At 70.0% G+C, this 24,695-nt stretch carries 24 protein-coding genes, 2 tRNA genes and 1 riboswitch; of the genes, 8 read left to right on the top strand and 18 right to left on the bottom strand.

All coding sequences use genetic code 11. The annotated features are described in order from the left end of the window. The first annotated feature begins 67 nt into the window (after positions 1 to 67). The 4 genes from ACFWXC_RS41595 (at position 68) to ACFWXC_RS41580 (ending at position 5,163) form a co-directional block, all read left to right on the top strand. Entirely contained in the window at positions 68 to 1,492 is a 1,425-nt protein-coding gene (locus tag ACFWXC_RS41595) for an MFS transporter (RefSeq protein WP_351713581.1), read from the top strand. A 178-nt stretch (positions 1,493 to 1,670) separates the two neighbouring features. After that, the gene (lhgO, locus tag ACFWXC_RS41590; protein ID WP_384487429.1) at positions 1,671 to 2,891 is read left to right on the top strand and encodes an L-2-hydroxyglutarate oxidase; all 1,221 of its coding nucleotides are present in this window, start codon (positions 1,671 to 1,673) and stop codon (positions 2,889 to 2,891) included. A gap of 54 nt (positions 2,892 to 2,945) precedes the next feature. Next, on the top strand, positions 2,946 to 3,827 hold the full coding sequence (gene trmB, locus ACFWXC_RS41585; RefSeq protein ID WP_384487427.1) for a tRNA (guanosine(46)-N7)-methyltransferase TrmB: 882 nt from the start codon (positions 2,946 to 2,948) through the stop codon (positions 3,825 to 3,827). Positions 3,828 to 3,837: 10 nt separating this feature from the next. Next, positions 3,838 to 5,163, top strand: a complete 1,326-nt coding sequence (locus ACFWXC_RS41580; protein WP_384487425.1) for a PrsW family intramembrane metalloprotease — start codon at positions 3,838 to 3,840, stop codon at positions 5,161 to 5,163. A gap of 15 nt (positions 5,164 to 5,178) precedes the next feature. On the opposite strand, the gene ACFWXC_RS41575 is transcribed toward ACFWXC_RS41580, so the two are convergent. The 5 genes from ACFWXC_RS41575 to ACFWXC_RS41555 all read right to left on the bottom strand — a co-directional run bounded on the left by ACFWXC_RS41575 (position 5,179) and on the right by ACFWXC_RS41555 (position 10,346). Further along, positions 5,179 to 6,150, bottom strand: coding sequence for an aldo/keto reductase (locus tag ACFWXC_RS41575; protein ID WP_384487423.1), 972 nt, complete (start codon positions 6,148 to 6,150; stop codon positions 5,179 to 5,181). Positions 6,151 to 6,304: 154 nt separating this feature from the next. Continuing rightward, positions 6,305 to 7,348 (bottom strand): M23 family metallopeptidase, encoded by a 1,044-nt coding sequence (locus ACFWXC_RS41570; protein ID WP_384487422.1) that lies wholly within the window; start codon positions 7,346 to 7,348, stop codon positions 6,305 to 6,307. A 7-nt stretch (positions 7,349 to 7,355) separates the two neighbouring features. Next, positions 7,356 to 7,516, bottom strand: a riboswitch (cyclic di-AMP (ydaO/yuaA leader). Between the two features lie 268 nt (positions 7,517 to 7,784). Then, entirely contained in the window at positions 7,785 to 8,879 is a 1,095-nt protein-coding gene (locus tag ACFWXC_RS41565) for a PP2C family protein-serine/threonine phosphatase (protein ID WP_384487420.1), read from the bottom strand. Between the two features lie 206 nt (positions 8,880 to 9,085). Then, positions 9,086 to 9,159 (bottom strand) — tRNA-Met (locus ACFWXC_RS41560). A 56-nt stretch (positions 9,160 to 9,215) separates the two neighbouring features. Further along, positions 9,216 to 10,346 carry a dihydrofolate reductase family protein gene (locus tag ACFWXC_RS41555; RefSeq protein WP_384487418.1) on the bottom strand — a complete coding sequence of 377 codons (1,131 nt, stop codon included), beginning with the start codon at positions 10,344 to 10,346 and terminating at the stop codon, positions 9,216 to 9,218. Between the two features lie 69 nt (positions 10,347 to 10,415). Between ACFWXC_RS41555 and ACFWXC_RS41550 the strand changes: the two genes are divergently transcribed. After that, positions 10,416 to 10,943 (top strand): MarR family winged helix-turn-helix transcriptional regulator, encoded by a 528-nt coding sequence (locus tag ACFWXC_RS41550; RefSeq protein ID WP_384487416.1) that lies wholly within the window; start codon positions 10,416 to 10,418, stop codon positions 10,941 to 10,943. Positions 10,944 to 11,091: 148 nt separating this feature from the next. Further along, positions 11,092 to 11,733 carry a GTP cyclohydrolase II gene (gene ribA, locus ACFWXC_RS41545; protein ID WP_384487414.1) on the top strand — a complete coding sequence of 214 codons (642 nt, stop codon included), beginning with the start codon at positions 11,092 to 11,094 and terminating at the stop codon, positions 11,731 to 11,733. A 200-nt stretch (positions 11,734 to 11,933) separates the two neighbouring features. Here ribA and ACFWXC_RS41540 read toward each other — a convergent pair whose 3' ends face one another. From ACFWXC_RS41540 to ACFWXC_RS41530, 3 genes are all read right to left on the bottom strand, one after another. Beyond that, positions 11,934 to 12,662: an SDR family oxidoreductase gene (locus ACFWXC_RS41540; protein ID WP_384487412.1), complete on the bottom strand. Its 729-nt coding sequence runs from the start codon at positions 12,660 to 12,662 to the stop codon at positions 11,934 to 11,936. 103 nt (positions 12,663 to 12,765) lie between these two features. Further along, positions 12,766 to 12,933: a hypothetical protein gene (locus ACFWXC_RS41535; RefSeq protein ID WP_384487410.1), complete on the bottom strand. Its 168-nt coding sequence runs from the start codon at positions 12,931 to 12,933 to the stop codon at positions 12,766 to 12,768. A gap of 211 nt (positions 12,934 to 13,144) precedes the next feature. Next, entirely contained in the window at positions 13,145 to 13,630 is a 486-nt protein-coding gene (locus ACFWXC_RS41530; protein ID WP_384487408.1) for a MarR family winged helix-turn-helix transcriptional regulator, read from the bottom strand. A 408-nt stretch (positions 13,631 to 14,038) separates the two neighbouring features. On the opposite strand from ACFWXC_RS41530, the gene ACFWXC_RS41525 reads away from it, so the two are divergent. After that, the gene (locus ACFWXC_RS41525) at positions 14,039 to 14,392 is read left to right on the top strand and encodes a hypothetical protein (protein WP_351744419.1); all 354 of its coding nucleotides are present in this window, start codon (positions 14,039 to 14,041) and stop codon (positions 14,390 to 14,392) included. Positions 14,393 to 14,514: 122 nt separating this feature from the next. On the opposite strand, the gene ACFWXC_RS41520 is transcribed toward ACFWXC_RS41525, so the two are convergent. From ACFWXC_RS41520 to ACFWXC_RS41500, 5 genes are all read right to left on the bottom strand, one after another. Then, positions 14,515 to 15,153: a hypothetical protein gene (locus ACFWXC_RS41520; protein ID WP_384487406.1), complete on the bottom strand. Its 639-nt coding sequence runs from the start codon at positions 15,151 to 15,153 to the stop codon at positions 14,515 to 14,517. Beyond that, positions 15,146 to 16,408: an ABC transporter permease gene (locus ACFWXC_RS41515; protein ID WP_384487404.1), complete on the bottom strand. Its 1,263-nt coding sequence runs from the start codon at positions 16,406 to 16,408 to the stop codon at positions 15,146 to 15,148. The genes ACFWXC_RS41520 and ACFWXC_RS41515 overlap by 8 nt, the downstream gene beginning before the upstream one ends. Further along, positions 16,408 to 17,160, bottom strand: a complete 753-nt coding sequence (locus ACFWXC_RS41510; RefSeq protein WP_351744427.1) for an ATP-binding cassette domain-containing protein — start codon at positions 17,158 to 17,160, stop codon at positions 16,408 to 16,410. Before ACFWXC_RS41510 ends, ACFWXC_RS41515 begins: the two co-directional genes overlap by 1 nt. 78 nt (positions 17,161 to 17,238) lie before the next feature. After that, entirely contained in the window at positions 17,239 to 17,586 is a 348-nt protein-coding gene (locus tag ACFWXC_RS41505) for a hypothetical protein (protein WP_351744430.1), read from the bottom strand. Between the two features lie 213 nt (positions 17,587 to 17,799). Beyond that, positions 17,800 to 19,095, bottom strand: coding sequence for a glycosyltransferase 87 family protein (locus ACFWXC_RS41500; RefSeq protein WP_384487401.1), 1,296 nt, complete (start codon positions 19,093 to 19,095; stop codon positions 17,800 to 17,802). A gap of 401 nt (positions 19,096 to 19,496) precedes the next feature. On the opposite strand from ACFWXC_RS41500, the gene ACFWXC_RS41495 reads away from it, so the two are divergent. After that, the gene (locus tag ACFWXC_RS41495) at positions 19,497 to 19,931 is read left to right on the top strand and encodes a peptidoglycan-binding protein (protein WP_384487399.1); all 435 of its coding nucleotides are present in this window, start codon (positions 19,497 to 19,499) and stop codon (positions 19,929 to 19,931) included. Here the strand turns inward: ACFWXC_RS41495 and ACFWXC_RS41490 are convergent, their stop codons facing one another. The 5 genes from ACFWXC_RS41490 to ACFWXC_RS41470 all read right to left on the bottom strand — a co-directional run bounded on the left by ACFWXC_RS41490 (position 19,932) and on the right by ACFWXC_RS41470 (position 24,625). Continuing rightward, entirely contained in the window at positions 19,932 to 21,104 is a 1,173-nt protein-coding gene (locus ACFWXC_RS41490; protein ID WP_384487397.1) for a hypothetical protein, read from the bottom strand. Positions 21,105 to 21,243: 139 nt separating this feature from the next. Next, the gene (locus tag ACFWXC_RS41485; protein ID WP_384487395.1) at positions 21,244 to 21,963 is read right to left on the bottom strand and encodes a leucine-rich repeat domain-containing protein; all 720 of its coding nucleotides are present in this window, start codon (positions 21,961 to 21,963) and stop codon (positions 21,244 to 21,246) included. A 39-nt stretch (positions 21,964 to 22,002) separates the two neighbouring features. Next, positions 22,003 to 22,569, bottom strand: coding sequence for an NADPH-dependent FMN reductase (locus ACFWXC_RS41480; protein WP_384487393.1), 567 nt, complete (start codon positions 22,567 to 22,569; stop codon positions 22,003 to 22,005). Between the two features lie 370 nt (positions 22,570 to 22,939). Next, a tRNA-Lys gene (locus ACFWXC_RS41475) sits at positions 22,940 to 23,012 on the bottom strand. Positions 23,013 to 23,110: 98 nt separating this feature from the next. Continuing rightward, positions 23,111 to 24,625, bottom strand: coding sequence for an amino acid permease (locus ACFWXC_RS41470; protein WP_384487391.1), 1,515 nt, complete (start codon positions 24,623 to 24,625; stop codon positions 23,111 to 23,113). Between the last annotated feature and the right edge of the window lie 70 nt (positions 24,626 to 24,695).

Below are 24,695 nucleotides of genomic sequence, written 5' to 3'. Positions count from 1 at the left end.
TACGCTGGGTTTACGAATGCCGCGTGGTTATGCCATCGCGGCAGCCGTCTGTGTCGAGGGGTGGCGCATGTCCAGGGAGCAACGCGGGCCGAACGAAAAACTCGGCACCGTTCTCGCCCTCGCGGGAATCAGCAACGCAGGACTCGCGCGTCGCGTCAACGATCTTGGCGCTCAACGCGGGTTGACTCTTCGCTACGACAAGACGTCGGTGGCGCGCTGGGTGTCGAAGGGCATGGTGCCGCAGGGCGCCGCGCCGCATCTCATCGCGGCCGCGATCGGCCAGAAGCTCGGCCGCCCGGTGCCGCTCCACGAGATCGGCCTGGCGGACGCGGATCCCGCGCCCGAAGTGGGCCTCGCCTTTCCCAGGGACGTCGGACAGGCGGTGCGCTCGGCCACCGAGCTGTACCGGCTCGACCTCGCCGGCCGCCGGGCCGGTTCCGGCGGCATCTGGCAGTCGCTGGCCGGATCGTTCGCAGTAAGCGCGTACGCAACGCCCGCCTCGCGCTGGCTGATAACCCCCGCCGACAGTTCGGTCGCGCGGGAGGCGAACACCGCCGAGGCCTCCGGCGCACCGCTCAAAGTCGGCCACAGCGATGTGCAGAAGCTGCGGGAGGCCGCCGAGGACGCCAGGCGCTGGGACTCCAAGTACGGGGGCGGCGACTGGCGTTCGTCGATGGTGCCGGAGTGTTTACGAGTGGAGGCGGCACCGCTGCTGCTCGGCGCGTACTCCGACGAAGTCGGGCGGGCGCTGTTCGGGGCGAGCGCCGAACTGACCCGGCTCGCCGGGTGGATGGCCTTCGACACGGGACAGCAGGAGGCCGCGCAGCGGTACTACATCCAGGCGCTGCGGCTCGCCCGCGCGGCGGCCGACGTGCCGCTCGGCGGGTATGTCCTGGCATCGATGTCGTTGCAGGCGACGTACCGCGGGTTCGGCGACGAGGGCGTCGACCTCGCGCAGGCGGCCGTCGAGCGCAACCGGGGGCTGGCCACCGCGCGGACCATGAGCTTCTTCCGGCTGGTCGAGGCACGGGCACATGCGCGTGCCGGTGACGCGCAGGCGGCGGGGGCCGCGCTGAAGGCCGCGGAGGGGTGGCTGGAGCGGGCGCGGGAGGGGGACAACGATCCCTCCTGGCTCGGTTTCTACGGATACGACCGGTTCGCCGCCGATGCCGCCGAGTGCTACCGGGACCTGAAGGCGCCGCGGCAGGTGCGGCGGTTCACGGAGCAGGCGCTGTCGAAGCCGACCGAGGAGTTCGTGCGGTCGCACGGGCTGCGGCTCGTCGTCTCCGCGGTCGCCGAACTGGAGTCCGGAAACCTGGACGCGGCGTGCGAGCAGGGGGTGCGGGCCGTGGAGGTGGCCGGGCGGATCTCGTCGGCGCGGACGACCGAGTACGTGAAGGATCTGCTGCACCGGCTGGAGCCGTACGGGGACGAGCCGAGGGTGGTGGAGCTGCGGGAGCGGGCGCGTCCGCTGCTGATGGCGCCGGCGTGAGGGTCGCCTAGCCGTCTGCCGGGCTCATGTCGTAGGGCGAGTGCGGGTGCGTGGGGGCTGTTCGCGCCCACGCGGCGGCAGCCGCACATCGAAGGCGCCCCGTGCCCTGAAGGGACGCTTCCCCGGCTCCGCGTTTGAAGTGGCTGTCAGTGGCGCAGTGCACTATCGAGCGTGGGAGGTGGTGCAGGTGTCTGCCGGGGTTGCTCATGACTGTGATGTGCTCGTCGTCGGGGGCGGGATCGTCGGGCTGTCCACGGCGTATGCGATCAGCCGGGCCGCGCCCGGTACCCGGGTCACCGTGCTGGAGAAGGAAGCCGGGGCCGCACGGCACCAGACCGGGCGGAACAGCGGGGTCATCCACAGCGGGATCTACTACCGGCCCGGGTCGCTGAAGGCGCGGTACGCCGTCAAGGGTGCCGCCGAGATGGTCAAGTTCTGTGCGGAATACGGCGTCGCGCACGCCGTCACCGGCAAGCTGATCGTCGCCACCGAGCGGGCCGAGCTGCCCCGGCTGCACGCGCTCGTGCAGCGCGGCCGGGAGAACGGGATACCCGTGCGGGAGCTGGGGGCCGCCCAGATCGCGGAGTACGAGCCCGAGGTGCGGGGGCTCGCCGCCATACACGTCGGGACGACCGGTGTGTGCGACTTCGCGGGAGTCGCCCGGCAGCTCGGCGAGGCCTCGGGGGCGGAGATCCGCTACGGGGCCCGGGTCGAGCGCATCGACCGGCGCCCGGAGCGGGGCGTGGCCGTGCTCACCGCGCGCGGAGACGTCGTACGCGGGCGGGTGCTGGTGAACTGCGCCGGGCTGTACAGCGACGAGATCGCCCGGCTGGCCGGGGACGAGCCGGGGATGCGGATCGTGCCGTTCCGCGGGGAGTACTACGAGCTGGCGCGGCGGGAGCTGGTGCGCGGGCTGGTGTACCCGGTGCCGGATCCGGCGTTCCCGTTCCTCGGGGTGCATCTGACCCGGGGCATCGACGGGGGCGTGCACATCGGGCCCAACGCGGTGCCGGCGCTGGCCCGGGAGGGGTACGGGTGGGGGGTCGTACGGCCCCGGGAGGTCGCGGGGACGCTGGCCTGGCCGGGAGCGTGGGCGCTGGCGCGACGGCACTGGCGGTACGGCGGCGGGGAGCTGCGGCGGTCGGTGTCGAAGCGGGCGTTCACGGCGGCCGTACGGCGGCTGCTGCCGGCCGTGACGGAAGCGGACCTGGTGCCGGCGGCGGCCGGGGTGCGGGCGCAGGCCGTGCTGCGGGACGGCTCGCTGGTCGACGACTTCCTGATCAAGGAGAGCGCACGGACCGTGCACGTGCTGAACGCGCCCTCGCCGGCGGCGACGGCCTCGCTGCCGATCGGGCGGGAGGTGGCACGCCGGGCGCTGGAGATGCTGGGCTCGGTGTGACCCGGGCGCGACCCCGCCAACCCGTCCCGCACGGGCCGTAAAATCGACTCCACTGTGTCTGACTCGCTCAATGCCCCAGAGACCCCCCGGCCCGCCGAGACCGTCCCCGGCGCGGGCTCCCCGCATGCTCCCGGTGTGTCCGTCCGGCACACCCGGACCAAGGGAGAACCGCGGTTCCCGGACGGGCCCAGCGCCGATCCGGCCGGATCGCACTTCGAGCGGCGGATCCGCAGCTTCCAGCCACGGCGGAGCCGGGTCACCGCCGGGCAGGCCGACGCCCTGCAGCGGCTGTGGCCCAAGTGGGGGCTGGATATCGACGGGCAGCACGTCATCGATCTCGGTGAGCTGTTCGGCAACGGCAATCCCGTCGTCCTGGAGATCGGGTTCGGGATGGGTGAGGCGACCGCGCAGATGGCCGCCGAGGACCCGGGCACCAACATCCTCGCCGTCGACGTGCACACGCCGGGGCAGGGGAACCTGCTCAACCTCGCCGACCAGAACGGGCTGTCCCACATCCGGGTCGGCAACGGGGACGCGATCATCCTGCTCCGGGAGATGCTCACGCCCGACTCGCTCGACGGGCTGCGGGTGTACTTCCCGGACCCCTGGCCCAAGAAGCGGCACCACAAGCGGCGGCTGATCCAGCCCGAGTTCCTCGACCTCGCCGCGACCCGGCTCAGGCCGGGAGCGATCGTGCACTGTGCGACGGACTGGGAGCCGTACGCCGAGCAGATGCTCGAAGTGCTCGACGCGCACCCGGCGTTCGAGAACACCCAGGCCGAGGGCGGTTTCGCGACACGTCCCGGGTACCGGCCGCTGACCCGTTTCGAGGGGCAGGGGCTGGACAAGGGACATGTGGTGAACGATCTGCTCTTCCGTCGCGTACAGCATCCGGTGCAGCAGGGCGATCAGCACCGACTGGAGTCACCTCGTTAGGGTCGATGCCGTGGCCACCTTTCCGCCGCCGTACCCGCCGTATCCGTCGTACCCCCCGGACCCCACCGGCGCCGGGCTGCGGCATCCCCGCTGGTGGCAGCGGCGCTGGGTGCGGTACGGGGCGCTGAGCACCCTGCTCGCCCTCTCCGGCCTGGTCATCCTCGCGCTGGTGCGGGAGCAGACGGGCACGGAGGGCTTTCTGGTCGGGCTCGGCCTGGCGGTGCTGCCCGTGCCGCTGCTCATAGGCGCGTTCCGCTGGCTCGACCGGGTCCAGCCCGGGCCCTGGCGGAACCTGCTGTTCGCGTTCGCCTGGGGGGCGTGTGCGGCCGCGCTGATAGCGATCGTCGCCAACAGCTTCGCGACGCGGTGGATAGCGACGGCGACGGCGGATCCGAGCAGCGCGGACACGCTCGGGGCGACCGTGATAGCGCCGATCGTCGAGGAGTCCGCCAAGGCCGCGGCCGTGCTCCTGGTCTTCCTGTTCCGCAGACGGGACTTCACCGGGATCGTCGACGGGGTGGTGATAGCCGGGGTCACCGCCACCGGGTTCGCGTTCACCGAGAACATCCTCTACCTCGGTACGGCCTTCGGGACCGACCAGCTGAGCGGCGACACCGGCATCGCCTCCGTCACCGCCGCGACGTTCTTCGTGCGCATCGTCATGTCCCCCTTCGCGCACCCCCTGTTCACCGTCCTCACCGGCATCGGGTTCGGCATCGCCGCGTTCTCCGGGGAACGGCAGCGGGTGCGGCGCGTGCTCGTACCGCTCGCCGGACTGCTGCTCGCGATGAGCATGCACGCGTTCTGGAACGGGTCGTCGACGTTCGGGCAGTACGGGTTCTTCGCCGTGTACGGCATGTTCATGGTGCCGGTGTTCGGGCTGCTGACCTGGCTGGCGATCTGGACGCGGCAGCGGGAGCTGCGGACCGTGCGGGAGGAGCTGCCGGCGTACGTGTACGCCGGGTGGCTGGGGGCGGCCGAGCCGTTCGTCCTGGGGTCGATGCGGGCGCGGCAGATGGCCAGGGAGTACGCCGCGTACCACTTCGGCAAGCCGGCCGGGCGGGCGGTCGCCGAGTACGAGGCGTACGCGACGACGCTCGCCCTGCTGCGGCGCCGGGGGCAGCGGGGGCGGGCGGGCGCCGACTTCGTGGAGCGGGAACGGCACCTGCTGACGGAGCTGCGCAGCCGACGTGAGCTGGTCCGCCCCGCCCTCGACTACGCGGCCCGCACCGCCGCCCCGAACGGCTGGCCGGGCTACGCGCCACCGGCCTACGGGGCACCGGGGTGGTACGGGGCGGCGGTGCCGTATCCGTCCTACAACCCGTACCGGGGTTAGCGGGAAAAGCGGGCGTCAGGCGGAGGCCGCCGTGAGCCGGGTCAGCTCCTGGTCCGTCAGCTCCAGGTCCGCCACGCCCAGCAGGGCCGGGAGCTGTTCCAGGGCGCGGGCCGAGGCGATGGGGGCCGTGACGGTGGGCTGGGCCGCCAGCCAGGCCAGGGCGACCGTGGGGACCGGGGCGGAGTGGGCCTCGGCGATCTCGTCCAGGGCGGTCAGCACCTTCTGACCCCGCTCGGTCTCCAGGTACTGGGCCGCGCGGCCCGCGCGGGCGCTGTCGACCGTCGTGCCCGGGCGGTACTTGCCGGTGAGGAAGCCGGCGGCCAGGGCGAAGTACGGGACCGCCGCGAGGCCGGTGCGGGAGGCCAGGTCCTGGAGGGGGCCCTCGTAGGTGTCGCGGGAGACCAGGTTGTAGTGGGGCTGGAGGGCGACGTACCGGGCGAGGCCCTCGCGGTCGGAGAGGTCCAGGGACTCCTGGAGCCGCTCGGCGGTGATGTTGGACGCGGCGATGTGCCGGACCTTGCCCGCCCGCACCAGTTCGTCCAGGGCGCCGATGATCTCCTCGACCGGGATCTCGGGCTTGTCGAAGTGGGTGTAATACAGGTCGATGTAGTCGGTGTCCAGGCGGCGCAGGGACGCGTCGGCGGCGGCCTTGATGTTGGCGCCCGACAGGCCCGGGTAGTCGGGGTGCTGGCTGACCTTCGTCGCGATCACGACGTCGTCGCGGTTGCCGCGCGCCTTGACCCACTTGCCGATGACGGTCTCGGACTCGCCGCCCTTGTGGCCCTCGATCCAGGCCGTGTACGAGTCGGCGGTGTCCACGAAGTTGCCGCCGGCGGCCGTGTACGCGTCGAGGACGGCGAAGGAGGCGGCCTCGTCGGCGGTCCAGCCGAAGACGTTGCCGCCCAGGCAGAGCGGAAAGACCTCCAGGTCGGAGGCGCCGAGCTTACGGAGGGAACGGGAAGCGGAAGAACCGGAAGAAGGGGTCATGCCTCAGTTCAACACCGGCTGCCGGTGCGCCCATGCCGACGCAACGCGAAGTTCTCGTAAAAGCGGAATGCACCGGGGTACCGCGGGTACACCGAACCGGCAGCCCTGACGTCGGGGGGTTGTCGTCAGGGCCGCCGGGGATCAGTGGGGTCCGTCAGGGGTTGAGGCCCTTGCCGCGCAGCCAGGTCATCGGGTCGATGCCGGTGGCCTGACCGCCGGGGTGGACCTCCAGGTGGAGGTGCGGGCCGGTGACGTTGCCGGTGGCGCCGACGCGGCCGATGACGTCACCGGTGGCGACCTTCTGGCCGACCTTGACGCCGATCGAGGACTGGTGACAGAACCACAGCTCGGTGCCGTCGTCGAGGGTGAGGATGGTGCGGTAGCCGTACGAGCCGGCCCAGCCGGCCTCCGTGACGGTGCCGCTGTGCACGGCCTTGATCAGCGTGCCGGTGGGAGCGGCGAAGTCGAGGCCGGTGTGGTAGCCGGAGGCCCACATCGAGCCGGCCTGCCCGAAGGTGCCGGTGATCGTGTAGGAGACGACCGGCAGCGTGTACTGCTTGGCCAGCGCGGCGAGCCGCTGCTGCTCGGCCTGTGCCTTCTCGGCGGCCTGTGCCTGCTCCTTGGCGTCGGCGGCCTTGGCGGCCGCCGCCTTCTCCGCCTTGGCCTCCGCGTCGGAGACCGCCTTGTCGGCGGCGGCCACGGCCTTGGCGGTGGCCTTGACGTCGAGCTGGGTCTGCTGCTGCTCGGCCTGGGCGATGATCCGGCTGCGCAGCGCCTCACCGGCGTCGGCCGAGGAGTCGGAGGAGTCCGCGTCGGTGGCGGGCGTCGTGGTGACGCTGCTGAGCGCGGTCTGGGTGACCTGGTGGCCGCCGTCCTCGCCGAGCAGGGAGTCGACGGACGACGGCAGGTCGGGCAGCGAGATGGAGACCGGCGGCTTGCCGGTGTTGGCGCTGGCCATGCCGCCCGCGCCGACGGCGGCGATGACGCCTACGCCGAGGACCGTGGAGCTGCGGGCGAGCCCGCCGCCGCGCTGCTTGGCGACCCGGTGCCGGCCGCGTACCGGGGCGAGGGACTCCTCGGTGGGGTTCCACTCCTCCCAGGGGCCCTCGTCGGTGCGGTAGCCGCCGTAGCCGAAGGTCTCGGGTTGACGCTGGCTGGGCACGAACGGAGCTGTCGGAGCAGGCGGGTTGGACGCCACGCGGGCGCACTCCTTTCCTTCCGCTGCCTACCGGGTTAGCTGACGGGTTCGGAGCGGGAAGGTCTCCTACGCGCGTATACCGGCCGTTTCGTACCCGGCGGCAGCCGTGCGATTCACCCCAAGGTGGTGGTTCCCCGGTTCCCTTGCGGGATTCGGCGCGTGCGCGCGGAGCCGTCGCGGGTGACGGCTGGGACGACCGCGCTGCGTTATCGAACGTTAATAGACCCGGCTGTCAGATTCCAAGCTGTTCTCCTTGATCATTAAGCTTTCAAAGCATGGACTTACCTGCCATGAACGGTCAAAAACGGTCGACTTGACCCTGCGTTCTGTCCAGCTCAGGAGTCACAGGCGTTTTGATGGTGACTCAGCCGTTACGCGGAGGGCGGTCGTCCGTGCACCGAGGGTGACAATCCCCAGAACGGCCGCGTGATCGCGCTCAGGGCCGCCGTACGGCCAGCAGCGCCATGTCGTCCGTCATGCCGCCGCCGGTGTGCCGGCGCACCTCGGCCGCGAGCCGGGCCAGCAGCGCGCCGGGGGCGGTGACGACACGGCCGGTCAGCCGCCGCTCGGGGTCGTAGAACCGGCCGTGCGCGTCCCGCGCCTCGGAGAGGCCGTCGGTGTACAGCAGCAGCGTGGCCCCGCTCGGGAACGCGTACTCGGCGGCCCGGTCCGGCCAGGCCCCCAACTCGCCCATCCCGAGCGGCAGCGCGGCCTCGGGCACCCGTACCGGGCGCACCTCGCCGTCGCCGTACACCAGCAGGGGCGGCGGATGGCCGCGGTTGACGACCCGGATCGCGCCGTCGCCGTGCGGGAGTTCGACGAGTACGGCGGTGGTGAACCCCTCGACCGCCTCGAGGCCGCCGCGCCGGACGCCCTCGCGGGCCAGCGCCCGCTCCAGCCGCCCCGCCACCGCCTCCAGCGTGGCCTCCTGCTCGGCGGCCTCCCGGAACGCGCCGATGAGCACGGCGACGGCGGCGACCGCGCCCATGCCCTTGCCGCGGACGTCGCCGACGATCAGCCGTACGCCGTACGGGGTGTCCTGGACGGCGTACAGGTCGCCGCCGATGAAGGTGCCCTCCTGGGCCGCCTCGTAGCGGGCCGCGATCTCGAAGCCGCCGATCCGCTCGGCGGGCTCGGGCAGGACCGCCCGCTGGGCGGCCTCGGCGATCTCGCGGGCGGAGGCGAGGCGCTGGTCGCCGAGGCGCACGACCCGGTTGATGCCGACGGCGAGGGCGGCGACGGTGACCACGGTGAGGACCTCGGTGACCGTGTCGACGTTCGGGCCGAAGCCGAAGCGGGCGTGCACGGCGTAGGCGGCGAGGAAGGACGTGAGGCCGGTCAGGACGGTGGTGCGCAGCGAGGAGAGGGGCGCGGCGATCAGCGGGGCGGCCGTGAAGAACGGGACCGCCGTGAAGGCCTGTGGGGTGAGGATGTCGTAGCAGACGCCGGCGACGATCAGCAGGGCCGGCAGGAAGCGGGCCAGGGTGCGGACGGCTGCGGACCCGTCCTCCTGCGCCTCTCCAGGGGCCACGGTACGACTCCCCATATGTCCCAGGTGTCCAATGCGTGTCCGTCCAGGTTTGCGGCTGCAAGTGTGCGGGGGCGAGCGGTGTGGGCCGGGCGGATGAGTGCGGACGGATGTGATGAGGGACACGTGCCGGGATATGACCCGGTAGGTGACGGTAAATGACTCAGGGCCGGAATCCTCGTTCTTGGATTCCGGCCCTGATTCTTCAGTAGCGGGGACAGGATTTGAACCTGCGACCTCTGGGTTATGAGCCCAGCGAGCTACCGAGCTGCTCCACCCCGCGTCGGTGACACCAGCATACGCCATCGGAAGGGGGAGAGTCACACGGGTTAAGAGAGGTCAGCCGAGCAGGTGCGCGTTCGGGGTCTTCGCCAGGTCCTCGTACTCGCCCAGCACCAGCACCGCCACCCCCGCCTCCCGCAGCATCCCCGTCCCGTCGGCCGCCGCCACGAAGGTGTCCGGCTCGCGCCACGCCGTCACCACCCGCCGTACCCCGGCCCGGAGGATCAGCTCGGCGCAGGGGCGCGGCCGGGACGCGCGGTGGGTGCAGGGTTCGAGGCTGGTGTAGACGGTGGCCGTGGCCAGCCGGGGATCGGCCGGGGGGATCTTGGCCAGGGCCGCCTCCTCCGCGTGGACGACGGAGTCGCCGGCCTCCCGGGAGTGGCCGCGGGCCAGTTCCGTGCCGTCGGCCGCGACCACCACCGCGCCGACGCTGAACGCGGTCCGGGAGGGCGGGCAGTCGGCCGCCAGCCCGCAGGCGAGGCGCAGCCAGTGCCGGTCCGCGGCGGACGCCACCGCACCCGCGCCGGGCGCGGTGGGCTCGTACCGCATCAGGACGACGTCCTCGATACGGCGGCTCTCCAGGAGCCGCAGCCGCCCGGCCTGGTACCCGCCCGGGCCGAACAGGCGCGGTGCCTTCGGGTCGCCCACGAAGAGCGGGGCCAGGACCAGCTGGAGTTCGTCGGCCAGGCCCTGCTGGAGAAGCTGGGTGTGGACGGTGCCGCCGCCCTCGACCATCAGCCGGCCGACCGCCCGCTCCTCGTGCAGGTCCGTCAGCAGCGCGGGCCAGTCGAGACCGGCGCCGAGGGAGACGACGTCCGCGGCGATACCGAGGCCGCGGATCCGCGCCGCGCCCGCCTCCGTCGTGTACACGACCTTCTCGCCGCCGGTGTGCCAGAACTTCGCGTCCGGGTCGAGGTCGCCGGTCGCGGTGACCGTGACCTTGAGGGGGTACTCGGGCTTGCCCGCGGCGGTCCGGGCCGCGCGCCGCCCGGCGTCGTTGACCAGGAGCCGCGGGTTGTCCGCGCGGATGGTGCCGGCGCCGATCAGGATCGCGTCGACGGAGGCCCGCACCTCGTCGACGCGGTCGAAGTCGGCCGGGGACGAGAGCAGCAGGCGGTCGGGGCCGGTGTCGTCGAGGTAGCCGTCGAGGGAGACGGCGGCGGACAGCAGGACGTAGGGGTACGGCATCGGACGTGCTCACTCCCGAGGGCGACGGGCAGGCTTGGTTAAAGTTTGAAACAAACCTACACTGGCCGCATGACGACTCGCTGGCTGACGCCGAAGGAGCAGCGCGCCTGGCGCGCCTACATGGCGGCGACGAACCTCCTGGAGGATGCGATCGACCGGCAGCTCCAGCAGGACGCCGGCATGCCGCACCTTTACTACGGCATCCTCGCCAACCTCTCCGAGGAGCCGGAGCGCAAGCTGCGCATGACCGACCTCGCCCAGAAGGCGAAGATCACCCGGAGCCGGCTGACGTACGCCGTGACGCGGCTGGAGAAGGACGGGCTGCTCCGGCGCGAGGACTGCCAGTGGGACAAGCGGAGCAGCTTCGCGATCCTGACGGACGAGGGTATGGCGGTGCTGGAGCGCACGGCGCCGGGGCATGTGGAGACCGTGCGGGCGGCGGTCTTCGATCACCTCTCCGACGAGCAGGTGGAGCAGCTGGAGGAGATCAGCTCGGTGATCGCGCGGGCGCTGGAGGGTGACGCGACGACCCCGCGGCCGACCTCCGACGAGGTTCCCTGGCGGCGGCGGTCGTCGCCGTGTTCCGGCTCCTCGTAAGACCTCGGCCCGCCGTGAGACCTCGTGGATATTCCCGCGAAATCCTGTTGCTTCAAATTTAAAACATGGATAGGGTTCCAGCCGTGGATCTGCTTCAAATCTGAAGCAGAGGCCGCTACCGTCCTCCACCCGGACACAGGAGAACCCGATGCCCGACTTCCCCGCCGCCACCCAGCGCGCCCGCGTCCGGGTTCCGCTGCGTTTCACCGACGGCTACAGCGTCGACGCCGAAGTCGTCACTTTCCATGGCCTCACCGACGGCCAGGAACATGTGGCCGTCGTCCTGGGCGATCCCGCCCCCGGCACGCTCCCGCTGGTCCGGCTGCACTCCGAGTGCCTGACCGGCGACGTCTTCGGCTCGGCCCGCTGCGACTGCGGACCCCAGCTGCGCGAGGCCGTCGAGCGCATCGCGGAGCGCGGCGGCATCCTGCTCTACCTGCGCCAGGAGGGACGCGGCATCGGCCTCTACAACAAGCTCGACGCCTACGCCCTCCAGGACCAGGGCCTCGACACCTACGAGGCGAACGCCGCCCTCGGCCTCCCCGAGGACGGCCGCGACTACACCGCCGCCGCCCAGATGCTGGCCGCTCTCGGCGTCACCGAGCTCGACCTGCTCTCCAACAACCCCGACAAGGCGGAGCAGCTGCGCGGCCTCGGTGTCACCGTCCGCGACCGCGTCCCGACCGGCGTCTTCCGCACCGCGCACAACGTCCGCTACCTGCGCGCGAAGGTCCTGCACACCCAGCACACGCTGCCGCTCGGCGAGCTGACGGAGCTCAACGCGGGCTGAGATACGGGACCGGGAGAGCAGGCCGAGAACCCGGGCCGGGCTGGGCTGGGCCCCGGCGGCACGGCCGCGCCGGATGGGCCGGATGTGCCGGCAACGGGAGCGCAGCGACACCCGGCGGCAGGAGCCCCCCGGTGGCGACCAGCCGGCGCGCGTTCTCGACGACCACCTCCACCGGGAGGGCCCCAGAGCGCGAGAGCGGATCAGGAGAGCCAGTCGGTGTAGTGGGTAGGGGCGAGGTGGGCGTCCTCGTCGGTGAGGACGTCGCCCTTGACCGCGGCGAACATGCCGGCGGTGGGGTCGGTGACGACGGTGCGGTTGTCGCCCTTGCGGGACAGCGTGAGCCGGCCCAGCTCGTCCAGGGTGAAGACGTCGGGGCCGGCGATGTTGCGGATGCCGTTGAGCGGAGCGCCCGCGGCGACCTCCGCGACCGCCGCGGCCACGTCCCCGGCGGCGATGGGCTGGATGGGCGTGGCGGGCAGCCGGACGGTGTCGGCGTCGGAGGTCCAGGACATGACGGCGTCCATGAACTCCATGAACTGCGTCGCCCGGACGATCGAGTAGGGGACCCGCCCGTCCGCGAGCAGGTGCTCCTGGAGCGTCTTGGCCCGGTAGTAGTCCAGCTCCGGCACCTGGTCCACGCCGACGATCGAGAGGATGACGACGTGGCCTGTGCCGGTCTTGCGGGCCGCGGCCAGGAGGTTGTCCATCGAGGTCTGGAAGAAGGCCGGGGAGGCCTCGTCGAAGGTCGGGGAGTTCGTCAGGTTGACGACGACGTCGGCTCCCGCCAGTGCCTCGTCCAGTCCCCGGCCGCCGATGATGTCGACGCCGGTGGACTTCGAGTGCGGTACGGCCTCGTGCCCGGCGGCGGTCAGATCCTTGACGACCTGCGATCCGATCAGTCCGGTACCGCCGATGACTGCGATCTTCATGGCATGCCTTTCGCAGGGGTTATGTACAGAAATATGACATCCGAATGGTTACGTGGGCGGGGCAACGAACCGTCCCCTCGTCGGCCACGGAGGGGCGGCGGCGTCAGAGGCCGTCGACGAACGTGACCGTCTCGCCGAGCGGCGCCCGGCCCGTACGGGAGTAGTCCACCGTGACGTCCTCGTGCCCGATCGACATGCCGCAGAAGAGGACGAGTTCGTCCGGGGGCGACAGGACCTCCGCGACGGTCCGGTGGAACTTCGCCCACGCCATCTGCGGACAGCTGTGCAGCCCTTCGGCACACCGCCGCGGCACGACATGCCGACGTCGGACCATCGGGGGCGGCTCAGGCGGAGGCGGCCCGCTGACTGGCCTCCAGGTCCTCGCGCGGGACACCGAGTGCGTCGTGGCGCTGCGCACCGGAGGCGGACCGCACTCGGGCTCGTCCCAGGGGTCGCCCGAGATCAGGCGGGCGCCGGGGCGCTTATCCCTCGTCGTCCGCGGGATGGGCAAACCGGGTCAGCAGATCCCTCAGCTGCTCCACCTCGTCGGAACCCAGTTCGGCGGCAAGGCGTCCGGCGAGCGGCTCCGCCGCCACATGGACGGCGTCGAAGAGTTCCAGTCCCTGAGGCGTGATCTCCACCTCCCGGACCCGCCGGTCCCCCGGAACGGCCTTCCGTACGGCCAGGCCCTTCCGTTCCAGGTCATCCACGACCCGCATGATGCCGGCCTTGTCCGTCCCCGTCGCCGCCGCCAGGTCCCGCTGCACCGTGGGCCCCTGATTGACGAGCACGATCAGCACCGCGAAGTGCCGCAGCTCGATGCCGAACGGCCGCAGCGCCTCCCCCATCACCGCGGCCGCGTGCCAGTGCGCCCGGCGCAGAAGCAGGCCGAGAGCGAACGGCGAGGTGTCCCCGGGGCGATCCGTCGCACGCGAGGCGGTGGTTCGGGCAGGAAGGTCGGCGGCCATGGGGCCAGACTACTTCAACCAATACGGTATCGCCTGAAACTAAATGCGGTAGCGGCGCGGCACCCGGGCGCCGCACAACGGGTCTGCTCCGCTCAGACAAGGGCACGACCAGGTTCGCGGAACGCCCCATTCCGGCTGACGTGCTTTGTCGTGATGATGTCTCGCCGTAAAGGAACTCGCACCGAGATCGGCGGCCAGAACACCTACCGTTCCGGATCGATATCCGGATGCTTCGCACCATGGTCGTTGCGCAATGGAATACCTTGATGCGATCATGACAGTTGGCGCGAGCGTTCCACCGCTCACGCCTTTCAGTCAACCACCGGCAGCGGAATACCGGTTGGGGTTACGGCGGGGCAACGCCGCTATCCCGCCCCGCCGTCGGCCCACACATCAGGAGAAACGAATATGGCGGAGCTCACTCAATCCGCGACGCGGGCACGCAAGACGATGGCGCGAGCGTTCGCGATGGCGGGCCTGGCCGTGGCGGCCGTCACCGTGGCCGCCCCGACAGCGCTGGCCAGCGGCACGAGCCCCACTACGTACGGCTGTTACTCCACCTGGGGCAACACGGGGTCCAACGGACACTGCCAGTCGGTGACGCGTACCGGTGACTTCCAGAACGAGGTCGACTGCAGCTTCGGCGGAGACTCGTCGATCTGGTACCTGTTCCACTCCGGCTCCTCCCACGACACTTGGGGCTACGCGGAGTGCACGTTCTCCGCCAACCGGTCCTGGATCAACTTCAAGGTCGACTCATAAGAAGCAACACGAGATAAGCACCGCAGGGGTGTCCCGACTCGGGGCACCCCTGCAGTGTGTCCATTGAGCGGACGCATGCACAATTCGAGAATCACGTACAACGCAGGTAATTCCCCTGCCGGCTAGCCGCTCCGCTGGAATAGGCGCCACAACCGGCTGACGCGCCAGGGAGTCAGCGCCATCGCGCCCCCGCCCACCAGCAGGCTGCCGATCGCGATGCCCCAGCAGGGAATCGAGTATCCGGGCTGATCGGTCCAGTCCCACCATCGGAACCGTCCCAGGCCGTCGACCTGCCAGTACGTCAGGGGGAACAGAGTGGCCAGCGGAAGGATCCAGGAAAATCGCCATCCCCATGCCCGCCCGGACAGCAGGGCGAGCCCGGCCCAGATCAGCAGGCCTCTCAGGAGCAGCAGAACCGTCTCCACGGGGCTCACGAACGCCTCTGCCGCGACGAGCAGCACCGCCGCCACCGAGACGGCCCCGACCAGGAAGGAGATCTCGACCCGCCGGAACCCCCTCGCCGCCGCCTCCTCCAGGGAGTCCATGGCACTGCCGAGGCCGCCTACGGCGAGCACAGCCAGGGCGAGGGGAACCTCATGCCGCAGCGGGGTCGCGGAGGATCCGCTGCCGCTGAAGGGGAAATCGAGCCGGGCCGACCCGAACGCCACATCGCAGGCGATCACCACAGCCCAGCCCACGACGATTCCGCGGAAGCGATGAGCCTGCAGGTAGCGGGTCCAGGACTCACGGAGATCAAGCACAGCGCGTACCCTCGATCACCTTGATCCGCTTCTTCGCCCAGGCCTCCTGTGCCGGCCCGGACTGCTTGATCAGCCTTGCGATCGCCTTCTGGTCGACCCCGGGCGGCCCGCCGTGGATGTCGGACGGCTGCCCGGCACCCGAGATCCGGGCTGCGAGCCACGAGTCGAGCTCGAAGTACGCCATCGTGCGGCGGTCTTCGGCGGCGCTGGTCGCCGCCTGGCAATAGCGCGGAGTGGACTCCCGGGAGACGGCGATGGACATGCTGTCGGCCACCTCCCACATGGATCCCTCGAAGATCGAGAAGTCGGTGTCCTGGCCCTTGCCGCCCCTCAGCCCTTCCTCGTAGAACACCGAGGGGGATTTGATGACGGAAGGAAGTCCGGACACGCGCTCTGCCATCGCCTCAAGCCGCGGCATGTACATACGCTCTTCGGGCCATACGCAGATCTTCGGCTCGGTACGCGTGCACATCTGACCGCTCGGATTCGCTCGCGCCGTCTGCACCGGTCCTGCCGTGACCACGCCAGCCAGGCATGCGACGGCCAGCACGGAACTGCCGATGGCCGGCAGCCTGGCGATCACCTTCCCCCGTCCGCCGGTGTAGCCGGGCAACGTCCGTGGCGTGAGAACGGCGACGACCACCGCGGAGAGCGCCAGACCCCATCGAACGGCAAGACGCTCCGGAGTCACTTCCACGGCAGGACCGCCGGAGAGTACGAACAGGCCGGCCTTCATGGGGCCGCCGTTCATCGTCACCACCACGAAGCAGGCCAGCCCGCAGATGACCGGGGTGGCGAAAGCGGACGGGAACCACCGCCCCGCGATGTGGCCGACGGCGATGCACAGGACGATGAGTGCCGCCCCCAGCAGCAGGTAACTGGGCCACAGGAATCCGGGTCCGGCGTCGTCGTAACTGACCGCCACCGCAACCGCGGCACCCACGGCGTAGGCGCCGCCGCCGTAGACGGCGACCGCCGCGATGTGCACTCCCTCGACCTGCCACCTGGGCCGGGTACCCGCGGTGTGCTGGTCCTCGAAGCCGAGTCGATGGATTCGGCCGGAGGCCCAAGCGGCGTAGGCCGCCAGGAACGGGCCGAGATAGAAGGCGGGTACCTGGGCCGCCGCACTGGCCTGCGGCCAGACGCCGATCCACCATTGGGCGCGGCCGAAGAGAACCGCCACGTCCAGGGCGACGAGGACGGGGAACCACCAGCGCAGGGGAGAGCGCCGCAACTCCGTCAAGAGGACGCGCATCAGGAAAGCGCCCCCTGCCCCGACAAGGCCGCCATGTATCCGCGTTCCAACGGGCTGTCGCCGGCCACTCCCGATCGGGCGTTCTCCGCAAGGGCGTCGGGGGTGCCGCGGAAGAGGAACCTTCCGGACTGCATGACGACGACCTGGTCGCAGACTGCCGCCACGTCCTCGACGAGATGTGTGCTCAGGACGATCGCCGCATCCGTCAACGATCTGATCAGCTCGCGGAACTCCAGGCGCTGTGCCGGGTCCAGGCCGACGGTCGGCTCGTCCAGGAGCAGCAGTCGCGGCGAGCCGACGATTGCCGCGGCAATGCCTGCGCGCCGCAGCATGCCACCCGAGAGAGATTTCATCTGGGCCTGCGCCCGTCCGTCGAGCAGGACGGACGCGATTGCCTTCAGAGCCGCGCCGTGGGCCTCACCGTTGGGAACCCCACGCAGCCACGCGCTGTATCTGACGAAATCGTAGACCGAAAAGGACGGGTAATATCCGAATTCCTGGGGCAGGTAGCCGATCGCAGGGCGAGCCGCCCTGGCCGACCGCTCGGAGTGCACCTTTCTGCCGCAGATCTCCAGAGTCCCCTCCTGAGGAGGCGCGACCGTGGCGAGAGTGCGGAGAAGCGTTGTCTTTCCCGCACCGTTGGGACCCAGAAGTCCGTAGACCCCCACGGGGAGTTCCCAGTCGAGTCCGCTGATCACCTGGTGCCGGCCGTAGCCCTGCGCGATTCCCGACAGCGAAGCGATCGGTTCCACGTCGTTCCTTTCACGTGCGCGACCGGGTGCCGCCAGAGGGCGGCACCCGGTCACATCACCTCTGCCTGCCGAGGTATGTCAGGACGTGTACATGATGTAGGACGATTCGATGTCAAACGTGCACTCGACCCCGCCCCACTTCGAGTTCGACTCCCCGGCCCCGAAGTACGTCCAGAGCGAGTCCTCGTTGCCGAAGGTGCACACGCCGCGGTTCTTGTACTGGCCGGTCTTCGTCACGGAGACGCAGTGCCCCACCGATCCGGTGCTCCCCCAGGTGGAGTAACAACCGTTGAGTTTGGCGCTCGTGCCGCTCGCCAACGCAGACGGCGCGGCCAGGGCGACGGCCGCGATCGCCACGCCCGTGAGCGCGACGACGCGCGCTATGGTGTTCCGCGTCCGTCTTGCGGGCTGAGTGTGCTCCGTCATCACTGTCTCCTCCTGATGTGCAGAGCGATGACGGGGGTGGGGCCGCAGCGTTGCCCCGCTGCGGCCCCAACCATGCTGTCCCGCCACCGATAGTTGACTGCGAAGGCTTGATAAAGCGCCCCCGCGATTGTCATGATCACACCATTTTTTGGATCTTGCAACGGCGTTACACGGAGGGCAGCATTCCGCCCCGGTTCCGGTGCTGGATCTTCTTCAGCTTCCGCTTGACGGGGCGGGCCGGACCCGCTGGCCGGCCGCTCGGTCCGGCCCGTGCGGCCGCCCGTCGGGCACGCCCGCCGACAGGGCGGCGGCGAAGCGGGGCCAGGTCAGCAGGACGACCGGATAGATGGCGTAGCCGATACGGGTCGCCGGGGACAGCACTATCGCCAGGGCCAGACCGAGTGCCAGCCGGTCGGCACCGGCCACGGCGCCTCGCGGCGGGCGGATCAGGAGCGAGAGGCCCACACCCGCGGCGCTCAGCGCGATGAGCGCCACCGTGACCGCCTCGCCGTGCGGGACCAGGACAACGATCAGATGCCCCAGCAACGGGCTCTGCGCGGACGATGCGACGGGGCCGAAACCCAACGGGTAGAGAACGACGTTGCGGTAGAAGGCACCGCTGTTCGCCAGGGCCACGGGCAGGGCGGTGCACAGCGCGATCCCCACCGCTCCCGCCGCGCACCTGAGCGCAGCACGCCGCCCGCCGCGCACCGCCAGCACGACGACGAGCACCGGAATAGCAGGCCAGGCGGTCCACTTCAGCGCGGCCGCCGCGCCCAGGGCCAGCCCGGCCCGGCCGGCATCGCCTCGCTGGGTGAAGGCCAGGGCCAGGCAGAGCAGTCCGATGACCGGCGGGTCCACACCACCGATGGTGAGCGGCAGCGCGACGACGGGACAGGCGATCAGCCACAGCACGCCCGTCCTGCCGGCGACCCCGCGCGCGGTGCCGGCCCGGCCGGCGTCCGCGTCCCGGCCGTTGGTCAGCACCCGTACCGCGCCCGCTACGGCCGCCAGGAAACCGACGAGGAACCACAACCGGGCGCTGGTGAACGGCGTGTCACCGAACAGCATGTGCGGTATGCCGAAGAGCGCCATGCCGGGGAGGTAGGGATTGAAGTCCCGCACCACGTGCGGTGTGGAGCGGTACGGGCTTCCGGAGGTGAACAGCAGGTCGGCCGCCCGTTCCACGACGCCGACCTCCATCTGCTCCTTGCTGATCACCGTCAGGTACAGCAGGGGCACGACGACCGCACCGACGACCGCGACCACGGCGGGGGCCGGTGCCCACGGCGCGGACGACCTCGCCGCGACCAGTGCGGCACATCCGTAACCAAGTGCGGCGGCCAGGCCCCATGCCTCCTGCGAGGTGTCGGCGGGCGACAACAGACCCACCACGAGTGCGGACACGGCGCAGACCACCAGCAAGGGCCAGTCCCACCGTCGCCCGACGCGCGGCGACTTGCCGGTGGTCGTGGCGCCCGACTCTCCCGGGTGAAGGGCAGTCGACATCAGGCACCGGCATTTCGCCGGATGCGGACGCCGAGGTCCGCCGCACGATGCCGCCGTTGACGCGTACCGGGTCTGTGGAGGCCGAGTGGAGGGGGGTTGTCGATCATGGAGGGACTATACATTTGATGTGTACACGTCACGACCATCCCGTCGGCGTCAGCTGTACGACGCGAGGCAGCCGACCTCGAAGAGGGCGAAACCCGTCCCCGGGTTCCGTCCGACAGCCGCCCGATCCGCAGACCATCACCACATCCGCCGGCAGCCGACCATGCGCGAAACTGTGCAGACAGCTGCGACTACCGCCCCGGCATCGAACCCCGCCGAGCAGTTGATGCGTAAATAGCTGAATCCCAAATGACTCTGCATTTGCGCATCATCAAGGCCCTATTAAAGTGGGCCATATGAGTGAGACAGCAACGAAATTCTACGTAGTAAAGAAAGGCGACAACCTGAACAAGATTGCCGCCACATACGGTCTGACGCTGGACCAGATCCTGAAGTGGAATCCGGAGATCACCAATCCGAACGTGATTCAGATAGGCCAGCGGGTCCGCGTCTCCGCACCGGAGTCCTCCGGCGAGTACCAGCCCTTCCCGGGTGCCGACTTCTTCGTGCCGGACACGGCCAGCCCGATCATCGAGGCCATGGGCAACCGCCTCATCGAGGAGCACTGCTCGGCCTACCCCGGCGGCCCCGACGATCATTGGAGCGACGCCGACCGGGCCTCCTACGTCAAGTGGCAGCAGAAGCTGGGATTCTCGGGCAAGGACGCGGACGGCATTCCGGGCAGGAATTCCTGGGACAAACTCCACGTACCCGCCGTTCTGACCGAGTGATCACCCTTCGGCCTCTTCGTCGGCCGAGCGGGACCCTGCTGGTCCGGCACGGGGTGCAGGCCCTGCTGCGGGGACGACGGTCGTGCGGCCGGCGGCGGTCGGAGGATCCAGGGGACCACGTACCGACTCCAGGACCCTTTGGCCCTGCCGGTCGACCCATTTGGTGAAGAGTTCCTGGGAGTATCCGAAGATGACGGCCCAGGCGATGATCTGGGCCGAGGAATCCAGCGCGGTGAGCCCCGGCACGAAGCCGCCCCGCATGAGGAGAAGGCCGAGCACGGCGGTGAGGGCACCCGCGGGGAGCTTCAAGGCCGCGAGGGCGACCGGCACCGGATAGGTAGTCGAGGTACCCCTGATATTCCGCAGCGCTGACGCGGCCGCGACTCCGGCGGCGACCAGGCCGACGATCTCCACGACGACGTAGTCGCCCCATGACGTGACGGCAGCGAAGTTCTGGTCGAGTTCGGTGGAGTCGAGAGAGCCCTGACTGGCCGTGGGGCAGACGATCACATAAGGGACCTTCGAATCAGTGGCAGGCTGAGCACTCTGCCGTGAGGGGTTGAAGCACAGCGGAACGGAGTCCGGGAAGAAAGCCGTCAGTACTGCCACCCCTGCCGCCAGGACGAACAGAAAGGCGGCCACCCCACAGACGATGCGCACGAAACTGCCCGCACGGAGCTTCTCACGCAAGGTCACGCTGTACGCGACATCCACGGCTTCGAGGACGACGACCAGATCCGTCTCGTCGATGGCCCGCCGGTGGGCGTACTTCTCCATCACGACTTCCGTGGCAACCCTGCGTGGGTCGTCGCGTGCCAGGTGTTCTCTGACCACGGCGAGGAGTCCCGGAAGATAGGGAGCCACCTCGGCGGGGGACGAGAGGAACGACTTCAACCAGAGCAGGCGTGCGGTGTTCAAGTGGAGCTGCGCCGCGGTGACATGTGACCCGAGCGGAGCCCGGCGATGCTCGTCGAAGGTCAGGGTCTGCTCCGCGCAGTCGATCTCCTCGTCGGCCGCACCCAGAATCGCCTGGCCGTCCGGCCTGCCGGACGCCTCCACCACGTGCCTGCGCTCGCTGACCAGGGCCCGGAGTTTACGGACCGTGGCACGGGCGTCCTCACCGAGTTCCCAGGAGCGCCGCTCGCGGTACCACTCCGGGTATCGCCCCGGCACCCTTCCGCGAACCCACCGACCAAGACCCATGGGCCCATGGTCCGCATCCAGCCACGCGCCGACGGCGATTGCCCCGAACGGTGGTGCGTCGCCCTCAACCCGCCGCCGGCTTTCCCACCCTCCGCCAGTGGCTTTCGCTCTACAAGAGGACGACGCACCCCCGCCGCTCCAGTTCGGTCAGCAGCGACGGAAGCGGCTCACAGTCGTTCCACCGCAAGTCCAGCTTCTCCAGCGCGGGCATGTCGGCGACCCAGTCCGGCAGCCGCGTGAGGTGGTTGCTGCGTACGTCGAGTTGGCGCAGTCGGGACAGGCCGGCCAGCACCTCCGGGAGTTCGGTGAGGGTGTTCTCCCGCAGGTCGAGATGGCGCAGTTCGCGGAGGTCGGCCATGGATGGCGGCAGGCTTTCGACCGCGTTGCCCCGCAGCCAGAGTTCGCGCAGGTTGCGTAGGTCTCCGACGCTGTCAGGCAGCGAGGTGAGTCGGTTGTGCTGTGCCCGGAGTTCGATCAGGGCGGCCATACGGCCGATGGCCTCGGGCAGGGCGGTGAGGACGTTCTCGCCGATATTGAGGTAGCGCAGCCGAGTCAGGCTTCCCAATGCGTCCGGGATCTCCGACAGCTTGTTGTCGTGCAGGTAGAGGAAACCTGTGAGGTCGGCCAGATCACCCAGTTCGGCGGGCACCGAGGTGAGGTGGTTGTGGCCGAGGTCCAGGGTGGCCAGCCGGTGCAGTCGTCCGATCTCGGGCGGGAGGTCGGTGAGCCCGTTGTCCGCGAGGATCAGCACCTGGAGGTCGGGGTCCTGCCAGACCGACGCGGGTACTTTTCCGAGCTGCCGACGCCACAGGTTCAGCGTGTGCGGCACGGCGTGGTCCTTCCTCGGAAGCCTGACCAAGACCAGGAGTCACGCCAGGTCTGCCACTGGGGCCTGTTCGCCGGTCGCCGCCAACAGGTTCAACGCGTCGCCGAGTTGACGGCGGACCTCCGCGTCGTCGATGAGGCCGTCCGCGCCGACCGTCCGCCGGTCCACCGGGGCCTTCACGCAGGCCGACTCCACGATGTCGGCGCCGGTGTAGCCCAGAACCGCTCGTAGCGTGGCCTCCGCGCCCTGGCCGCGGCCGGGCGCCGCCGCGTTGACCCAGGCCACCGGCTTGTCGCAGATCTCGGTACCACCGACCGTCCAGTCCAGCAGGTTCTTGAACGAACCCGGCAGGGTTCCGGCGTACTCCGGGGTGCAGATCAGGATTCCGTGCGCCCCCTCGATCGCCGCCCGCAGCCGCGCCACAGGGGGCGGCAACGGGTCGGTGTTGTCATCCGGGTTGAAGTGCGGAAGCTCCGCCAGACCGTCGTACATGACGGCACACGCCCGCACCGACGGCGCCACGACCTGCGCGGTGCGCAGCACGGCCTCATTGGTGGAACCGGCGCGCAGGCTCCCCGACAGCAACAGAATCACGGGCACAGCGGACATCTGCTCAACCTACCTCCCTGGCTTTCCCATCGGAGGTGTACGACGGATCGCTGCCCCTCACCGGCGAAGCCACTCTGTACTTGCGCCGAAACCTGCCCCGGGGCCGAACGCCCGCCACAGGACTTCGGCAGGCGCGGAGCAAGGGCCAGCATGCCGGGAACCGTCACCAGAGCGGGCACCGCCAGGGTGACCCACGGAGCCGAGCTCGACACAGCGAACAGCAGCGAGAACAGCATTACCCTGCGGGACCTGCGCCACGTCTCCGCGTCGCGCACGATGGCACCCGACAACGCAGCAGCGCCCGACCCGACCGAAGTCGACTCAGGCGCTGCACAGCAGGTCAGGGGCCATATCCCCCGCCCACCACCCGTAGGCCGTGTGGGACTCGAACCCACAACCAATGGATTAAAAGTCCACTGCTCTGCCAATTGAGCTAACGGCCCAGGCGATGTTGCCTCCCCGAGCATAGCCGGACGGAGCCGTGTCGCCGATCGGGTATCGGGGTCGCGGCCGCGTCATGAGGCAGAAGTGGCCCGGAGCGTCAGAGATCGACCAGTTTGGCGGTGTCCTCGTGGCGTGCTCTGTCCGGGTGGAGGAACCAGTGCCGGGCCGAGACCTGCCACCAGATCGCGGCGAAGCCGAGCACCGCGAGGACGGCCACCGGGGCGTAGTTGAAGGACTTCCAGGTGACCGGGGAGACCTGCGGGAGCATGAAAAGGACGGTGATGACACCGACCCAGGCCACCGAGACCACGCCGATCACCCCCGACCAGCGGCCCAGATGCCACGGCCCGCGTTCGAACGCGGCGCCCTTCCTGATCCGCAGCAGCGTCGGGATCACGTACGCCACGTACAGCCCGATCACCGCGATCGACGTCACGGCGGCGTAGGCCGTGTAGTTGATCAGGTACGGGAGGCCCAGGGCGAGCGCGGCGAGGGCCGCGAGCCAGACCGCCGCGACGGGGGTGCGGGTGCGCGGGCTGACCGTGTGCCAGATACGGGAGAAGGGGAGCGCGCCGTCGCGGGAGAACGCGTAGATCATGCGGCTGTTGGCCGTGACCGACGCCATTCCGCAGAAGAGTTGGGCGCCGATGACGACGAGGAGCAGGAGCTTGCCGGTCGTCGCGCCGAGCGCGTCCAGCAGGATCTGCGCCGGCGGTGCCCCCGTCGGGGAGCTCAGTTCCTTGTCGTACGACTGGATGGCGAAGGTGAAGCCGAGGAGCAGGACGAAGCCGGCGATCCACGACGTCCAGATCGAACGGACGATGCCCCGCGGGCCCGCCGTCGACGCGTCGTGCGTCTCCTCCGTCATGTGCGCCGAGGCGTCGTACCCGGTGAAGGTGTACTGGGCCATCAGAAGGCCGAGCAGGACGACGTAGGGGCCGCTGCTCCAGCCCGTCCCGTTGACGAACTTCGTGAAGACGAAGGACGCCGACTGGTGGTGGTCGGGGACGAAGGTCAGCGCGCCGACGATGACCGCGACACCGACGACGTGCCACCACACGCTCACGCTGTTGAGCAGGGCGACGATGCGGACGCCGAAGGTGTTCAGCAGGCCGTGCAGGAGCAGGATCGCGGCGAAGAGGAGGATCGTGCGGCCGGGGGTGACGGTGAAGTCGAACTGCAGGTTCAGGTAGGCGCCCAGGAAGGACGCGGCGCCGAAGTCGATGCCCGCGGTCACCGCCACCTGGCCGAGCACGTTGAACCAGCCCGTGAACCACGCCCAGGCGGCCGCGCTGCGCGGCGGGGCCAGGCGGTGGGCCCAGAAGTAGAGGCCCGCCGAGGTGGGATAGGCGGAGCAGATCTCGGCCATGGAGAGGCCTACGAAGAGGGTCATCAGGCCCACGGCCACCCAGCCCCAGGTGATCACCGCGGGACCGCCGGTGATCATGCCGAAGAGGTAGAGGGTGAGGCAGCCGGAGAGGACCGAGATGATCGTGAAGGAGACCGCGTAGTTCGAGAAGGCCGACATACGGCGGGCCAGGACCTGGGTGTAGCCGAGCTGGGCCAGCCGCTCCTCGTCGGAGGTCGCTTTGCCTATCGCGTCATCTGTCATGCCCCCAGCGATTCCCCCGCCAGGGGCGTGACATGCGTCACAGCATGGCTGAAAACGCGCTGGAACCCGC

The organism is Streptomyces sp. NPDC058683, assembly GCF_042716195.1.
Lineage (GTDB): Bacteria > Actinomycetota > Actinomycetes > Streptomycetales > Streptomycetaceae > Streptomyces.
This window is presented reverse-complemented; position numbering and strand designations above follow the sequence as displayed.

Excerpts from the sequence above, each read along its gene's own strand:
- ACFWXC_RS41530 (WP_384487408.1), bottom strand. The coding sequence starts at position 13,630 with ATGGCCGCCGACCTTCCTGCCCGAACCACCGCCTCGCGTGCGACGGAT.
- ACFWXC_RS41495 (WP_384487399.1), top strand. The coding sequence starts at position 19,497 with ATGAGTGAGACAGCAACGAAATTCTACGTAGTAAAGAAAGGCGACAAC.
- ACFWXC_RS41515 (WP_384487404.1), bottom strand. The coding sequence starts at position 16,408 with ATGCGCGTCCTCTTGACGGAGTTGCGGCGCTCTCCCCTGCGCTGGTGG.
- ACFWXC_RS41470 (WP_384487391.1), bottom strand. The coding sequence starts at position 24,625 with ATGACAGATGACGCGATAGGCAAAGCGACCTCCGACGAGGAGCGGCTG.
- ACFWXC_RS41595 (WP_351713581.1), top strand. The coding sequence starts at position 68 with ATGTCCAGGGAGCAACGCGGGCCGAACGAAAAACTCGGCACCGTTCTC.
- ACFWXC_RS41575 (WP_384487423.1), bottom strand. The coding sequence starts at position 6,150 with ATGACCCCTTCTTCCGGTTCTTCCGCTTCCCGTTCCCTCCGTAAGCTC.
- ACFWXC_RS41480 (WP_384487393.1), bottom strand. The coding sequence starts at position 22,569 with ATGTCCGCTGTGCCCGTGATTCTGTTGCTGTCGGGGAGCCTGCGCGCC.
- ribA (WP_384487414.1), top strand. The coding sequence starts at position 11,092 with ATGCCCGACTTCCCCGCCGCCACCCAGCGCGCCCGCGTCCGGGTTCCG.
- ACFWXC_RS41550 (WP_384487416.1), top strand. The coding sequence starts at position 10,416 with ATGACGACTCGCTGGCTGACGCCGAAGGAGCAGCGCGCCTGGCGCGCC.
- ACFWXC_RS41505 (WP_351744430.1), bottom strand. The coding sequence starts at position 17,586 with ATGACGGAGCACACTCAGCCCGCAAGACGGACGCGGAACACCATAGCG.
- ACFWXC_RS41500 (WP_384487401.1), bottom strand. The coding sequence starts at position 19,095 with ATGTCGACTGCCCTTCACCCGGGAGAGTCGGGCGCCACGACCACCGGC.
- ACFWXC_RS41555 (WP_384487418.1), bottom strand. The coding sequence starts at position 10,346 with ATGCCGTACCCCTACGTCCTGCTGTCCGCCGCCGTCTCCCTCGACGGC.
- ACFWXC_RS41535 (WP_384487410.1), bottom strand. The coding sequence starts at position 12,933 with ATGGCGTGGGCGAAGTTCCACCGGACCGTCGCGGAGGTCCTGTCGCCC.
- ACFWXC_RS41540 (WP_384487412.1), bottom strand. The coding sequence starts at position 12,662 with ATGAAGATCGCAGTCATCGGCGGTACCGGACTGATCGGATCGCAGGTC.
- ACFWXC_RS41525 (WP_351744419.1), top strand. The coding sequence starts at position 14,039 with ATGGCGGAGCTCACTCAATCCGCGACGCGGGCACGCAAGACGATGGCG.